General features: G+C 69.7%; 13 protein-coding genes and 5 pseudogenes. 12 read left to right on the plus strand and 6 right to left on the minus strand.

Annotation, left to right across the window (positions count from 1 at the left end):
* From IE260_RS35960 to IE260_RS35980, 5 genes and pseudogenes are all read left to right on the plus strand, one after another.
* Nucleotides 1–99, plus strand: a pseudogene (locus IE260_RS35960) (dihydrofolate reductase family protein); the annotation flags it as partial.
* A gap of 411 nt (nt 100–510) precedes the next feature.
* The gene (locus IE260_RS35965; protein ID WP_189879770.1) at nt 511–960 is read left to right on the plus strand and encodes a hypothetical protein; all 450 of its coding nucleotides are present in this window, start codon (nt 511–513) and stop codon (nt 958–960) included.
* Between the two features lie 306 nt (nt 961–1,266).
* The gene (locus IE260_RS35970) at nt 1,267–1,452 is read left to right on the plus strand and encodes a hypothetical protein (RefSeq protein ID WP_229881641.1); all 186 of its coding nucleotides are present in this window, start codon (nt 1,267–1,269) and stop codon (nt 1,450–1,452) included.
* A 108-nt stretch (nt 1,453–1,560) separates the two neighbouring features.
* Nucleotides 1,561–3,114 (plus strand): alpha/beta hydrolase, encoded by a 1,554-nt coding sequence (locus IE260_RS35975; RefSeq protein WP_189879772.1) that lies wholly within the window; start codon nt 1,561–1,563, stop codon nt 3,112–3,114.
* A gap of 282 nt (nt 3,115–3,396) precedes the next feature.
* On the plus strand, nt 3,397–3,762 hold the full coding sequence (locus IE260_RS35980; RefSeq protein ID WP_189879774.1) for a tetratricopeptide repeat protein: 366 nt from the start codon (nt 3,397–3,399) through the stop codon (nt 3,760–3,762).
* A gap of 18 nt (nt 3,763–3,780) precedes the next feature.
* Here the strand turns inward: IE260_RS35980 and IE260_RS35985 are convergent.
* Nucleotides 3,781–5,040: pseudogene (locus IE260_RS35985) on the minus strand (Tn3 family transposase).
* An 837-nt stretch (nt 5,041–5,877) separates the two neighbouring features.
* Nucleotides 5,878–6,006 (minus strand): SDR family NAD(P)-dependent oxidoreductase, encoded by a 129-nt coding sequence (locus IE260_RS42715; RefSeq protein WP_268254986.1) that lies wholly within the window; start codon nt 6,004–6,006, stop codon nt 5,878–5,880.
* A gap of 593 nt (nt 6,007–6,599) precedes the next feature.
* Here IE260_RS42715 and IE260_RS42885 point away from each other — a divergent pair.
* From IE260_RS42885 to IE260_RS36020, 7 genes and pseudogenes are all read left to right on the plus strand, one after another.
* Nucleotides 6,600–6,845, plus strand: a pseudogene (locus tag IE260_RS42885) (alpha/beta hydrolase); the annotation flags it as partial.
* 137 nt (nt 6,846–6,982) lie between these two features.
* A pseudogene (locus IE260_RS42890) lies at nt 6,983–7,129 on the plus strand (alpha/beta hydrolase); the annotation flags it as partial.
* Nucleotides 7,130–7,430: 301 nt separating this feature from the next.
* Nucleotides 7,431–8,483, plus strand: coding sequence for an alcohol dehydrogenase catalytic domain-containing protein (locus IE260_RS36000; RefSeq protein WP_189879776.1), 1,053 nt, complete (start codon nt 7,431–7,433; stop codon nt 8,481–8,483).
* A 190-nt stretch (nt 8,484–8,673) separates the two neighbouring features.
* Nucleotides 8,674–9,639 (plus strand): alpha/beta hydrolase, encoded by a 966-nt coding sequence (locus IE260_RS36005; protein WP_189879778.1) that lies wholly within the window; start codon nt 8,674–8,676, stop codon nt 9,637–9,639.
* A 225-nt stretch (nt 9,640–9,864) separates the two neighbouring features.
* Nucleotides 9,865–10,689: a hypothetical protein gene (locus IE260_RS36010; RefSeq protein WP_189879780.1), complete on the plus strand. Its 825-nt coding sequence runs from the start codon at nt 9,865–9,867 to the stop codon at nt 10,687–10,689.
* Nucleotides 10,690–10,789: 100 nt separating this feature from the next.
* A complete protein-coding gene (locus tag IE260_RS36015; protein ID WP_189879782.1) occupies nt 10,790–11,536 on the plus strand; it encodes a phosphotransferase family protein in 747 nt (248 codons plus the stop codon).
* A 293-nt stretch (nt 11,537–11,829) separates the two neighbouring features.
* Complete coding sequence (locus IE260_RS36020; RefSeq protein WP_189879784.1) at nt 11,830–12,129, plus strand: hypothetical protein; 300 nt, start codon at nt 11,830–11,832, stop codon at nt 12,127–12,129.
* An 80-nt stretch (nt 12,130–12,209) separates the two neighbouring features.
* Here IE260_RS36020 and IE260_RS43245 read toward each other — a convergent pair whose 3' ends face one another.
* The 4 genes and pseudogenes from IE260_RS43245 to IE260_RS42200 all read right to left on the minus strand — a co-directional run.
* Nucleotides 12,210–12,512, minus strand: a complete 303-nt coding sequence (locus IE260_RS43245; RefSeq protein ID WP_373303456.1) for a hypothetical protein — start codon at nt 12,510–12,512, stop codon at nt 12,210–12,212.
* Nucleotides 12,513–12,966: 454 nt separating this feature from the next.
* The gene (locus IE260_RS36030; RefSeq protein WP_189879787.1) at nt 12,967–13,515 is read right to left on the minus strand and encodes a DUF2087 domain-containing protein; all 549 of its coding nucleotides are present in this window, start codon (nt 13,513–13,515) and stop codon (nt 12,967–12,969) included.
* Nucleotides 13,516–13,607: 92 nt separating this feature from the next.
* Nucleotides 13,608–13,808: a hypothetical protein gene (locus IE260_RS36035; RefSeq protein ID WP_189879789.1), complete on the minus strand. Its 201-nt coding sequence runs from the start codon at nt 13,806–13,808 to the stop codon at nt 13,608–13,610.
* Nucleotides 13,809–13,882: 74 nt separating this feature from the next.
* Nucleotides 13,883–14,032 (minus strand): annotated as a pseudogene (locus tag IE260_RS42200) (DUF6207 family protein); the annotation flags it as partial.
* Nucleotides 14,033–14,181: the final 149 nt, after the last annotated feature.

Consider the following 14,181-nt stretch of genomic DNA (forward strand, 5'->3'; position numbering starts at 1 on the left):
CGCCTGTGGGAATCGCCCGACGAGCTGCTCGACCGGTTCCACCTCGAGGTCGTGCCCAGCCCCAGCGGCGTGACGCATCACCTGTTCTGGCGAAAGTGATGCCAGGGCTCCCCCGGAAATCTCAGCACGGCTGATGCGAGCGTTCCGGCACATAAGCGCATGGTTATGGGCGAGTTGCCAAGACGGACCGCAGTACGACGGCAGCGTGGCTCACCATCGCCACCGTGCTGCACAACGAGTAGCCCCTCTCCCCTCACTGAATACCTCCGCCCGACGCCCCGTGCCCATGACGCTGATCGGGACGTACGGTCCGGTGTCGGCTGCCCGGCCTTCGCACCTGCCACGATGTGAAGGCCGGGCAGCGTGGGTGCAGGGGCTGCGGTCAGCGGGTGCGACGGTGAGGGGGATCCGGGCGCCAGGCAGACTGCCGACCTGAAGTAGGTTGACGACGCCAGCCGGGCTGACGATGATTTTCAATCATCGAACGCTCATACGATTTTGGGGGATGGCTTGAGGAAGCGACTGAGGAGCCGTGTCGCCACGCTCCTGGCGACCAGTGCACTCTTTGTCGGCAGCTCGATCACCATCGGGGCGAGCAATGCGGCAGCCGCCACGTGGACCTTTGAAAAGGGCGAGGTGTTCGCCGACGGGGGCTTTTCGATCGCCGCCCACTACAACGGCACCTACGCAGGCCTCATGGAGTGGCGCGGCGACCCACTGCCCGGGGACCCTGGCGACGCGTTCCGCGTCCTGGATCGACTCTCCGACGGGTGGGGCATGGAGGCCAGCATGATCAGCCCGGCAACGGGACGCGTTGCCACCACACGCGGCCACTCGGCCGTCTACTACAGCCCATGGAGCACCGGCGATCTGCCTGAGGAAACCAAGGTCTACATCCAGCTTTGCGCGGTCCAGGGCGAGCGCTTCCAGTGCAGCTCCGTGTACAGCGGTCACGCGTGACCGAGCGCTGATCGCCTGGATTTAAGACATATCACCGCCCGCCCCCGGAAGCCGGGGGCGGGCGTACGTTGTCCTGCAACACCGAACTGCAATGGCGTCCCAGCCGGGTCCCCCATGAGGGGACAGCTGTCCACAGCCGTCCGCGTGGATCCGGTCTGCTTGCTCCACTGGGCATCCGTTGCAAATACGCCCGGCCAGATCGGCGAACACGAGACCGTGGTGGAATGACCCATCACCTTGCCCTCCTGCGGACCGCTCCCCTGCGCGACGCCGTCGCTGATCTGCCGCGTCGCGAGCCGCTACGGGATGGAAACCAAGGCGTTGCGGTCCTGCTGGCACTGGCGCAATCACCAGCCCCGACACGACGGTGGGAACGCGCGGGCCGACGCCGAGGTGCTGCTGAACGCAGCCGGACGGCAGATCCTGGCAGGCCTGTGCGGCATCGAGGAAGACGTGCTGGCGCGGGCGTGGATCCGTGACGCCAGGAGCTGAGCTGCTGTCGGAGGCGGCTTGTACTCTGCACCCATTCGAGATCGGACGATCACGAACTCGGCATGCGGGCACGGGGCGGGCGTCCAGGGGCAGGAGCGCGGGGATTCGATGAAGGACGCACATCCGATACGAAGCCGCAGACCGGGCCTCTCGGTCGGAACGCGGATCATCGCCGTGGTCGTCCTCGCCGCGATCGGGGCCCTCGGCGCCTGGCTCCAGCACGACGCTCCCGGCCGGAGTGCGCAGCCGCGTACGGAGTTCACCGCGAACAATCCGCCCGCCGGTCTGCCCACCGCGCTCACCACCGGCCAGCACCTCCACTGGTCCCGCTGCACCTCGCCGCCCACCGCGCGCACGGGCTACGACTGCGCTGCCATGAAGACCCCCCTCGACTACCGGAAACCAGATGGCAGGACGATCGACGTGGCCCTAATCCGCCGCAAGGCCACCGGCCCGAACGCCCGGCGCATCGGCTCGCTCGTCCTCAACTTCGGCGGTCCCGGCGTGTCCGGCGTGAGCGGACTGCCCGAACACCTCGACCAGTACAAGCCGCTCCTCGACCGCTACGACCTGGTCTCCTTCGACCCGCGCGGCGTTGGCGCGACCATCCCGGTGCGCTGCGGGAAGACCGCGAACGAGACTGGCTACGACGGGGCCGACGCCTGCGCCGAGCATTCCGGGGCGCTCCTCCCGTACATCGGCACTTCGCACACCGCGCGCGACCTCGACCTGATGCGCTACCTCCTCGGCGACGAGCGGCTGCACTACTTCGGCGTCTCGTACGGAACGGAGCTCGGCGCGGTTTACGCCCACCTGTACCCGTCGCACGTCGGACGGCTCGTCCTCGAGGCGCCCGTCGATCCGACCGAGGACCTCGTCGAGGAGCAGGTGTCGCAGGTCAAGGCGGTCCAGGCGGCGTTCGACCGGTTCGCTGCGCACTGCGCGGCCCGTATCCGCCACTGCCCGACCGGTGATGGGCCCGCGGAGGCCGCGCGACGCATGGCGCGCCTGGCCGACCGCCTGGAGAAGAAGCCCGCCCCGGCCGGTGGAGGAAACGACCTCGACGCCGACGACCTCGCGTACGCCGTCAGCGACCATCTCGACCTCGGCACGGACGGCTGGTCGCCACTCGCCGAGGCGCTCACCGCGCTGATCGACCACAACGACGGCGGTCCGCTGAGCAAGGGCGCGGACGACACCGGCTCCGCCGACCGCGCAGCGACCCCGCGCGACAACAGCCGCGTCGCCCAGACCGCGATCACCTGCGCGGACTCCAGCCTGCGTCCTGGCTTCGAACGCCTCGACAGGGACGAGGCCCGCGTCAGAGCCGCCTCACCCGTTTTCGGCGAGGCCTGGTCCACCGGCGTCTACCTCTGTTACGACTGGCCGTTCGACGGCGAGCGCGCCACGCCCCAGGTGAATGCTGACGGCGCGGCCCCCATCCTGGTGGTCGGCGGCACCGGCGACCCGACCACCCCGTATCCCGGCGCCCGCCGCATGGCCCGCGCCCTGGGCGACGGTGTCGGCGTGCTCCTGACGGCCGAGGAGGAGGGCCACGGCACATACCCGCAGAACCGCTGCGTCACCAAGGCGGTCGACACATACCTCCGCACGGGCCGCACCCCGGCCGTGGGAACGGTGTGCCGGGGCAGCATGTCCTGAGGTCCATACGGATCCGCCGGACGGCCGTCAGCACACCGGTTCGTTCGCAGACGACGAGGGGCGTATCCAGGACGGCACCGACGCCGTACGGAGCCGATCGCTCCACCGCAGGCCGCGCCCAAGTTCATGCTCGTCGGCATGGTCGTGGTCGGGGTCTCCGCGGTGCTCCCGCCCGACCAGGGGAGCGCCTACGCTCAGGGCGCGCCACCCTCACCCCCGGCAAGCTCGCCGCCCTCGCCGACCTCGGGCTCGACTGGGCGGCGATGTAACTGCCCGCTAGAGATGCAGTACGCGGAAGCGGCCCGGTTGCACGCGGAACTTGTCGTCGACCGGACACGTATCCAGGGCGCCGACCACCACGACACCTTGACCAGTCGCCATCACCATGCCTGGGAAGTGGCGGGGACGGGAGATCATGGGGAGGCAGTACGGGTGTACGCCGCTGTGATCGCCGACTCGACCCGTGTTCTGGGATTCGACCACCCCGACACGTTGAACGCCCGCGCCTGCCAGGCGCCCTGGATCGGAACACTCGGGGATCATGCGGAGGCGGCACGGTTGCTGGCCGAGGTCGTGGCCGCCCGGGTACGTGTCCTTGGACCCGACCACCCCGACACGTTGAACGCCCGATCGATGTCAGGCCGCTGAAGGGACTATGGGGGCACCTCAGGCCGTTGAAGATCTGAGCGGCGTGGACCGGCGAGACCGGCCGCCAGCCCGCCAGAGTCGAAGGCTGGTCGATCGGGCGGCGGTGTCCGCCGGGGTGCGGGGCCGGGGCACGGCAGCGGACACCAGGTCGAGCCGCTTGTCCATATCCAGGCGGAAGGTCCCGTACGGGTTGACGTTCGACCAGAACAGCGCGGTCAGCCCGCGCCCGTCCTCGTCGCTCAGCTTCTTTGCCCAGGCCGGTTCGGCCAGAACCTGCTGCACCAGCAGGGTGTTGACGTGCACGAGCGCGGACTGAAGCAGGTGCAGGGCGAGCATCGACGTCTCGGCGTGCTCCTTGTCCGGGCCGGTCGGGGCACCGTACTTGCCGTAGTGCAGCACCGTGTTCGCCGAGTTCCAGTTCTCCACGACCTGAAGGCCGCCGTAAATCTCGCGGCGCAGGTCGGGGCTGGCCAGGTAGTCGCACGCGAAGACCGTACGGACCGCGCGGTCGAGTTCTTCGAGCGCGGCGTAGGTGGGGTGCTTGGGCCCGCCGCGGGTGAAGCGCCTCAGCACCTGCTCGGCCTCGGCCGTGCCGAGGCCGAGCGCGGGTCGCGTACTTCACCATCTGGTCGTACTGCTGCTCGATCAGCTCCCCGCTGATCGGCCGCGTCAGCGAGCACCGAGCGCCGGCCAGCCGGGCGGGGTGTCGTCCGGGCGGTACAGGCGGATGCTGCCGATGTTCTTCAGCCGCGGCAGCAGGCGGAAGTTGAGCAGTTCGGCGAAGGCGAACCCAACCACGCTCGCGCCGTGGGTGTCGACGTACTGGGACTCGATCTCGGCATCGGTGCAGTGCCGCAGCAGACCCACGATCATCGCCGCGACCTCGGACGACGAACAGCTCTTGAGCTGGGAGTAGATGCAGACATTCTTCCGCTCGACGTGCCAGTAGATCATCACGCCGTTGCCGCCGCTTGAGCGCGGCCAGCAGGGCAGTGCCCGCCTCGTTGTCCTCGGCCACCAGAGACAGCAGCCGGCCCGTACCCTCCTCGCCCAGGCGCTCGATGACGCGCGCGCAGAAATGCCGACTCCCACCGGCCCCGGGCGGCGACCAGGATCTTCTCGACACGGGTCCGGCCCGGCGGCTCGATCTTCCGCGCCCGGTACTCCACCAGCAGAGCCGGGCCTCCACCAGCTCGACCGGGCACACCTCCACAGCCATCCACCCGGTGAGCGCCTCCTCGTCCGCGAGCGTCGCCGGCCGGAACCCAAGCGCCTCACGGATCTGCTTGCGGTGGTACTCGGCAGTCCGGCCGACCAGCGTGCTTCGCGAAGTCGGTGGCCGGGACCTTCACCAGATCAGCGACGCGACGCTGCCGCTCCTCGCGCAGGGCGGCACCGTGTCCTCCCCGCCGACGCGGGGGGTTCCGTCCGGCCGACCCGAGGACCGGGTCCTCCCCGCCGACGCCGGGGTGTTCCGGCTCGCAGCGCGGCCAGCCCAGACAGCCGCCGCACAGGGCTCCGCCGGGGGAGTCGTCTCCGCATTCCGGGCATTCGCCCCGCACGCGGCGGCGCACGGACTCCTCGACCGGGCGATCGGCGGCCAGCGTCGACGACGCTTCCCGCCGGGAAGCTGCACCGTCGCCGTTGGATGCCTGCCCGGGGAGCATCGCTGTGCGGGGCGTGCGTACCAGGCCGTCGATGCGGGCGGAGATCACTCCGCCGGGACTCTTCCTGATCGGCTCGTTCAGCGGTGCTCCCAGCACCGCGGTCAGCTCGCTGATCCGCCACGGGTCCCCGCGGCTTCCGAGTCGGCGATCTTGCCGTCCAGTTTCCTCGTCTGGTCCGTCAGGACCCGACCGGCCAGAGCCGGCTGCGGCTGCATTCGGCCGACCCGCAGGACAACCTCCACCCCCGGCGTCGTCTCCGCAGGACGCCGCGAACCCGCGACGAGGAGACCTACCGCAGCGTCCGCGACCACCTGACCATCGTGAGCGAACGCTTTCGCCGCAACGCGCTCGCGATCGAAGGCCCGCGATTCGCCCCTCCAGCCCATCACCGGCCTGGCTCCCGCCACCGGCTACTCCCCCTTCGCAGAACTCCGCGCCCCAGGAAGACTTACTCCAGTGGGTCGCACGGGGCGAGCGTCACCTTTGCCCCCGCGGCGACGAGTGCCCGGCTGACGCCGAGGCCGATCCCCGATGCCGCTCCGGTGACGAACGCCGCCTCCCCTGCCGGCCAGTTCATGCTTCTCTCCTTGCCCATGTGTCGCCGCTCGGGTTCGCGGCGGACTACGCCCACGGTGGACCGGGGCATCAGGTGACGGCACCGCCGTTCGCGGCGGATGCAGGCCGCTCGTCCCGCCGTTCACGCGCCGCGCGGAGGCCGCTGCTCCTGCTCCGGCTCTCGGCGGAAGTACGGCGCGCGGTTGGCGGGGTAACTGCCCGACATCTGCCCCGCGCGGCGGTGCCACCGGCCGGTTCTCCCGCCGGACCATTGCCGGACCTCGCGCCGTGTGCGCACGTGTCAGATACCGAGGGAGTTCGATGCCCACGTACCCGAGGCCGCCGTTCGACCTCAAAGTCGAGGCGGCCCTGACCGCCCTGGCGGAACCGATCCCGGCCGTCACGCCCGGGTCGATCTCGGCCCTGCGGCAAGCCGCTCTGCCCGTCGTCTCGGACGAGGTGCTGCTCGCCGCCGGGGTCATGTGCCGGGACGTGACCGTTCCCGGCCACCGGGGCGCCGAACTCGTCGCCAGTGTGATCACGCGTTCCGGTCACACCGGCGCGGGCCCGGGCGTCTACCACATCCACGGCGGTGGAATGATCGCCGGCGAGCGCATGACCGGGGTGAGTCAGATCCTCCCCTGGATCGTGGAGCACGACGCCGTGGTCGTGACCGTGGAGTACCGGCTCGCGCCCGAGTTCCCGGACCCCTGCCCGGTCGAGGAGTGCTATGCGGGCCTTGTGTGGATCGCCGAGCACGCCGCCGAACTCGGCATCGCCCCCGGCCGCCTGATCATCGCCGGTGCCAGCGCCGGAGGTGGGCTCGCCGCGGGCACTGCGCTCCTGGCCCGCGACCGTAAGGGACCCGCGCTCATCGGTCAGGTCCTGATCTGTCCGATGCTCGACGACCGGGACCGGACTGTTCTGTCTCCAGTGCCCAGTACGAGAACGTCGGCGTCTGGGTCCGGGAGAGCAACCGGACGGGAGGGGCGGCGCTGCTGGGCGACCGGTGCGGCACCGAGGAGGTGCCGGTCTACGCCGCGCCCGCTCGCGCGACCGACCTCACGGGATTGCCACCCGCGTTCATCGACTGCGGTTCGGCCGAACTTTTCCGGGACGAGGACGTCGCCTACTCGACCGCCCTCTGGCACGCCGGCGTGCAGGCCGAGTTGCACGTATGGCCCGGCGGCTACCACGGATTCGACATGCTCGCGCCGGACTCCGGCATCGCACGGGCGGCGATCGCGGCCCGGAACGGGTGGGCCCGCGCGCACTCTCGGCGCCCGGCTCCCGGGCACGGGCGGGCGGTAGGCGGGGCGGTCGCCTCAGCGGCCCGGGACGGACCTGAGCGCGGGGGCGGCACACCTCCGGCGCATGACGAGACGGTTCGCGCCGACAGGAACGGTCACCGCAGGTGGCCTTGGAACATGGAGTTGAAGGAGCAGCATGAAGGCAGCACGGTTTTACGGCAAGGAAGACGTCCGCATCGAGGAGGTGCCGGAGCCCAGTCCCGGCCCGGGGCAAGTGAAGCTGCGCAACGCGTTCGCCGGCATCTGCGGTTCCGATCTCCACTTCTTCTTCTACCCCGAGTCGCTGCCGTTCTCCCTGGACGAGCCGCACCCCCTGACCGGGGCCACTCTGCCGCAGATCCTCGGGCACGAGTTCTCCGGCACCGTCGTCGAGATCGGCGAGGGCGTGACGGATGTGAAGATCGGCGACCGCTGTGCTGTCTTCCCCCTGGCGGTCTCCTGCGGCAAGTGCGCCGCCTGCCGCCGGGGGCTGCCGTTCTCCTGCCGGCTGATGGGCGCGCTCGGGTCGAACGTGGAGGGCGGTGGTCTGTCGGAGTTCACCGTGTGCGACGCGTCGAAGGCGCACGTATTGCCGGACGGTGTCGACCTGCGGATGGGCGCGCTCGTCGAGCCCACGGCGGTGGGCTGGCACGCTGCCGCGCGCAGCGGTGTGGAACCGGGTGGCAGCGCGCTCGTGGCGGGGGCCGGGCCGATCGGTATCGGTGCCTGGTTCGCTTTCAAGGCCCGAGGAGTGGAGAAGGTGCTGGTGTCCGAGCCGAGCGCGGACCGTCGCGCCATCATGGCCGCGCTGGGTGCCCGCGTCATCGACCCGGTGAACGAGGACCTCGCGGACGCCATCGACTCGCTCACCGGAGGTGACGGCGTCGACGCCGCGGTGGACGCCGCCGGCGCGGGCGCGGCGGTCACCTCCGCCATGGCGTGCCTGGTCCCCGGCGGTCGCCTGGTGGTCGCCGCGCTGCACGAGCACACCATGGACTTCCAGCCCACCCACCTCATGATGGGCGAGACCGGGATCGTGGGCGCTGTCGGCTACCGCCCCGAGGAGTTCGACGAGGTCATCGCGGCCATGGCCGACGGGTTCTACGACACCACCGGCTGGGTGCGGGAGCTGCCCCTGGAGGGCCTCGTCGACGCCTTCCACTCGCTGCGCCGCGGCATCGGAGGGAAGACTCTCCTGCGCCTTGGCTGAGCCTCCCGAACGCTCCGGTACGGACGGCCCGAGGGCTTGTCCGTACCGGGCTGCGCCCCTCCCGGCGGGCCAGCGCGCGAACGGCGGAGGACATCACCCGAGACTGCGGCGTTCGGCGGTTCCTCACGCGGTGGCTCGCCCATGACGATTGATCCGCACCGCGACCAGGCGGTGCGGAAGAAGGAGCCCCATGTCTCACAGCGTCCCGCGCCCCCCGTTCGACCCGGAGCTCGAGGCCGTACTCGCGGTCCTCGCGGATCAGATACCGCCGACCATGACCGCGGAGATGATCCCCGATATGCGTCGGGCAGCACCGGCAGAGGTCAGCGATGAAATGCTCAAGGCTTCCGGTCTGACCCGGCGCGACGTCACGGTCCCGGGGTATCTGGGCGACCCGATAACCGTCTCGGTGATCGCCCGGGAGGATCATCAGGGGCTCGGGCCGGGGATCTACCATACGCACGGCGGTGGCATGGTCTCCGGCGATCAGTTCTCGGGTCTGATCCAGGCCCTCCCGTGGGTCGTCGAGCACGACGCGGTCCTGGTCACCGTCGACTACCGGCTCGCACCCGAGCACCCCGATCCCTACCCGGTCGAGGACTGCTATGCCGGTCTGCTGTGGACCGCCGAGCACGCCCGAGAACTCGGAATGGACCCTGACAGGCTGATCATCGCCGGACAGAGCGCCGGAGGCGGCCTTGCCGCCGGCGTCGCACTGATGGCACGCGACCGGCAAGGACCGGCCTTGATCGGCCAGGTCCTCATGTATCCGATGCTCGACGACAGGGATCGGACGGTCTCCTCGGCCCAGTTCGACGCTGTCGGCGTGTGGGACCGCGGGAGCAATGTCATGGGCTGGACCGCGCTCCTGGGAGAGCGGCGCGGAACCGACGAGGTCTCGGTCTACGCCGTACCCGCCCGCGCGACCGACCTCACGGGGTTGCCGCCCGCGTTCATCGACTGTGGCTCGGCCGAGGTGTTCCGGGACGAGGACGTCGCGTACGCGACCGCCCTCTGGCAAGCGGGCGTGCAGGCCGAGCTGCACGTCTGGCCCGGCGGATTCCACGGCTTCGATCTGACGGCGCCCCACACCGCGCTCGCGCACGCCATGACGGCCGCACGCAACGCTTGGGTGGCCCGCACCCTGGGATCCTGAGGAACCCCACTCCCTCAGCGCTCGATACACTCCAAAAACGAAAAGGGAGAGCAATTGCACCATTTGGCCGGTCGGCTGAGCGCACTCGACCCGGAGGCAGGCGAGAGTCTGCGGATCGTGTCGTATTTCGACGTCCTCATCACCCGGGGCGCTGGACTCGACGGGCTCCTGCGTGGTGCCGCGGTCCTTTCCGGGACAGTCGCGGGCGCCGAGATCCGAGGGCGCGTGAGCCGACGCGACCCCGACGGGCATTCGGTCACGGAGGCCGTCGAAAGCCGGCGTTCCCCCCAGATGTCTCACGGCGACTGGACGGTCTGGCTCGAGAGAGACGGGGAACCGGAACCCAACGACGAGATGATCGTGGAGCGCCTCGCGCTGGGCGTCGAGCTGATCGAGGGGCGCCGCCGTCCCGAGCGCGGCTTCGACGCGGTCATCGACGCCGCCCGTCCGATCGCCGAGCGGGTGACGCTCCTCGCGAAGCACCGGCTCGACGCGGCGACGCCGGTACGGATCCTGGCCACCGCCGCGGACACTGCCGAGCTCGGCGCACCCTCCGCGATCGTGCCGACCCGGTACGGGCTTCTGAGGGCCACACTCGACGTCTTCGGCAAGCTCGATCCGCCGGAACCGGTCGGGTTCGGGACCTGGGTGCGTGCCGACCGGGCCCCCGACTCCTGGGACGCGGCGATCATCGCGCTCCGGCTGACGGACGACTCCGCACCGGCCGTCGACGCGACCGATCTCGGAGCGATGCTCCTGCTCGCCCAGGCGTACGACCCACAGAACCCTCACGACGACGTGCGCGCTCTCGCCGGGCTCGATACGCGTTCCGCGGACGTACTCCGCACGCTGGTGGAAGCCGACAGCATCCGCTCCGCCGCCGCCACACTGGGCATGCACCACTCCACCGTGCAAGCACGCCATGAAGCGCTGACACAAACCCTCGGCTACGACCCGCGCACCAACGTCGGCCAGATGCGGTACATCGCCGCGGCACTGCTGCTACGCCTCACCGACCCGATCACCCCGGTGCACTCCAAGCCGGCTTAGGGCTCATAACAAGGTTGGTGGACAGGACCTGTTCAGCGGTCGGTGTCGCGCACGATAAACCCGGCGACGTCGACGATCCTCCCCGGGATACTGGTCGCCCATGGATGAGGTCAAAGTCGTCGTCGCCCATTCCGAGCGCGCGACCCTGCGCGTCGGCGACGTGTTCCTGAAGGTGGACGCCGATCAGGGGCGCATCGACGTCGAGGTCGAGGCGATGGCCCTGGCGCCGGTCCCGACCCCGAAGGTCCTGTGGCGCACGCCGCCCGTGCTCGCGATCGCCGCGGTCCCGGGGGCGGCGCTCGGCCGCCTCGGCGAGCCGTCGACCGCGTCCCCGGCGGCATGGGCCGCGGCGGGCGCCGCCATCCGGAAACTGCACGACGCGCCGCTGCCGACCCGGCCCGGCCGGGCCGGCCGGGGCCTCGACGAGCTGGCGGCAGATCTCGACGGCGAGTGCGAGTGGCTCGTGACGAACGCAGTCCTGCCCGCCGACCTGGTCACCCGCAACCGCCAGGTCGCCCAGGCCGCGCTCCGACCGTGGACTCCGGCGTTCACACACGGCGACCTACAGATCGCTCACGTCTTCGTCGACGGCGACGAGATCACGGGCATCATCGACTGGTCCGAAGCGGGCCAGGGCGATGCCCTGTACGACCTCGCCACCCTCACGCTAGGACACGAGGAGCACCTCGGCGACGTCGTCGCCGGCTATGGCACCGACGTCGACCTCGACGTGATCCGCGCGTGGTGGTCATTGCGAAGCCTGCTGGGGGTTCGCTGGCTGGTCGAGCACGGCTTCGACCCGACCGCGCCGGGCTGTGAAGTCGACGTCCTGAGATCCCAGACGTGAGACTGCGCGGGCCCGACTGCTATGAGTGCCGTTCTGGTGATGGGGCTATTTGGACTTCCCCACCCCCTGCTAGACATGAAGGCAAACCTTGTCTGGGCGGACATTGCCCGGGTGCTCAGCCTGCTGTTCGACGCCGGGTGGTCTTGGGGAGCGCTGGCGGTGGCGGTCGGCTGGTTGGCCCAGACCTGGGTCCGAGGGGCGCTGGTTGGGGTTCTGGCGCTGGCCGGGGCCACGGTGTCCTACTACGTGACGGATGCTTTCGCTTGGGGGCTGGCTCGGACATGGTCCGGTGGTTGGCGGTGGGTCTGCCGCTCGGGTTGCTGCTGGGTGCAGTGGGCGCCACGATCAGGCGGCCGGGAGCAGTCGGGTTGCTTGCCGCCTTGACGGTTCCGGTGGGTGCTGCGTTGCAGATGGTGGTGCTGCCGCCGCAGCCGCTCGTCAACTCGAATCTGGACGTTGTTGTCGCTGAGGCCATCGTCTGGACGGCAGCTGTGCTCGGTGCCGGCTGGGCTGTCTACCGTTTCCAGCTCGAGAGGCATGCAGTCGACGTCGGGCCGCGAACCGGAGAGGGAGTCCCGTCCATCGACTCGTGAGATGGCCGACGCCGGTGAACGCGTAGCACTCGGCGTTCACCTGCTGCTGCCGAGCTGTCTCCGCCGTCCACGGCTGTGATCTAGCTCTTCTTCGACCAGGTGGTGCGGGTGCCCTTGCGGGTCATGAGAGTGATGAGTGCGCAGGTCAGGTGGGCTTCTGAGTGTTGCGGGAGACGTTCGTAGTCGCGGACGGTGCGCCGGGCTTTCATGCCCACCGCGGGTCTCGATACGGCCATGCCGTGCACCGCCTGCACATCGGCGAGGAACGAGCGGGTCAGGTCGCGGGCCTCGGCGATCTCCTCGCTGCCCTCGAACGCGGCGGACACCGATAGGGGGCGCTCGGCGAGCGGCTGCGGACCATCGTCGCGTCCGGGCAGGTCCATCCAGTCCGCCTCACGTCCGAAGCGCCGACAATTTCCCACCCCGCTTACCCCGAGAAACAGCACCGCAGTCCGGCACGAGCGAAAATCGATTCTGGAAATCCTGTGCGGGTATGCGTCTCAGGCGAGGTGTTCGAAGACGGAAGGACACATGGTGGTGGACCGGCAGGCAGGCGGATGGACCTTCCTCACCAACCATGCCCGCGTGCTGCTTGCCGTCGCACGGAACAGGGGCTCGCCGGGAACCGCCGAGCCGGCCGGTCGCTTCGCCCGCACCTGCTGAGCTGGTCATACTGGCGCCGCAGACGCCAGGTCGTCGCCCGCCACTGCTACTACCAACGACGACTCCGCTCGTTGGAGCGGGCGGTCCAGCAAGACCGCCCCTGACGCACCACCAGCCAACTACGCTCCGGACGATGCCTCTGAACAGGCCAGATAGCAAAACGCTGCTGGATTACTAGGCCTTCGATGGCTCACGCAGCCAGTACAGGCCCGCGTCGCGCTCCAGCAGGCACAGGTCGATCAGATATCTGCGAATAGTCACGTGATCGGTGTTCGAGCCTTCGCACCAATCACGCAACGTCTCGTTGATCGCTTTCTCGTCGTACCTGGCGCCCGGTTCGAACGACCTCTCGGCCAGGTACTGGAGCACGGTGCGGCGGCGACTCAGCTGCGCGGGCACCCGGGTCAGCCGGCCCTCTCGGGTGAAGGTGCGCAGCAAGGTCTCCACTTGCTGGTCACCGGAGCCGTGGTCCTCCACCGGCGGGGCCGGCTCAGCCTCGCGGGCGGTGTTGCGCAATGCCTCGGCGTCGACCCTCATCTCGGCCCCGTCGTCCACGACGAGCCCCGCGCTGCGCAGCCGCCGTACCGCACCCGCAGCGTCTTTCACGGACACGCCTGCTGCACTGGCCACCTCGGACAATGTGCTCGCCCCCAACGCGATCGCTGAGAACACGCGCAGACGGGCGGGCTCGGCAAGCAGGCCAACGATTGTCGCCGGCGTCACAGAATCTCCCTCGTTCTATTTGGTCGTGTGTGTCATGCGTCCCTGCTTGTTGCACGGGAATTCATTCGTCCGCAGGTAGCTTCTCACTACGTTCAGCACCGTGAAGAGCACTTTTTTCCGGCTTCTTGGGTGACGTGCTGAATCAGGCCACGTTGCAGGAACGCGTGCACCGCGCCCGCGATGCGGGCACGATCGACACCCAACTCTGTTCTGGCCTCCTCCATCGTCCAGCCGGACAGCGGCGTGAGGAGCTCACCGAACGCCCGGGGCACACTCGACACCGCGTCGGACACGGCTTCCCCGATCCAGTCGTCGCCCCGGGGTCGCCGTGGGGCGGTGTCGCGAGCAGGTGCGGCCCCGGCTGGCCGGCGTCCCGGCTGGTGCGCTCCACGGATGTCGTCGCCCACCGCGCGGCCAGGGCCGCGTGGAAGGCGAACGCGGTCTCGTCGTCGGCCGCCGCGACGTCTACGACGACCAGTCCGGGCTCGGACACGTGTACCTCGTTGATCGCTTGCATGTCCGGCACGACGCACCTGGAGCCGGCGGCAGTTCACGCGGAAGCCCGCATTCACCCGCCCGGAGGGCTCCTGCGGCATGGGAGGCCTGGCTGGCAGCCGGTCTGCCCATAGGGATGCCACTGACCCCATGGGTCAAGATCAAACTTGA

This window comes from Streptomyces viridiviolaceus, assembly GCF_014650995.1.
GTDB lineage: Bacteria > Actinomycetota > Actinomycetes > Streptomycetales > Streptomycetaceae > Streptomyces > Streptomyces viridiviolaceus.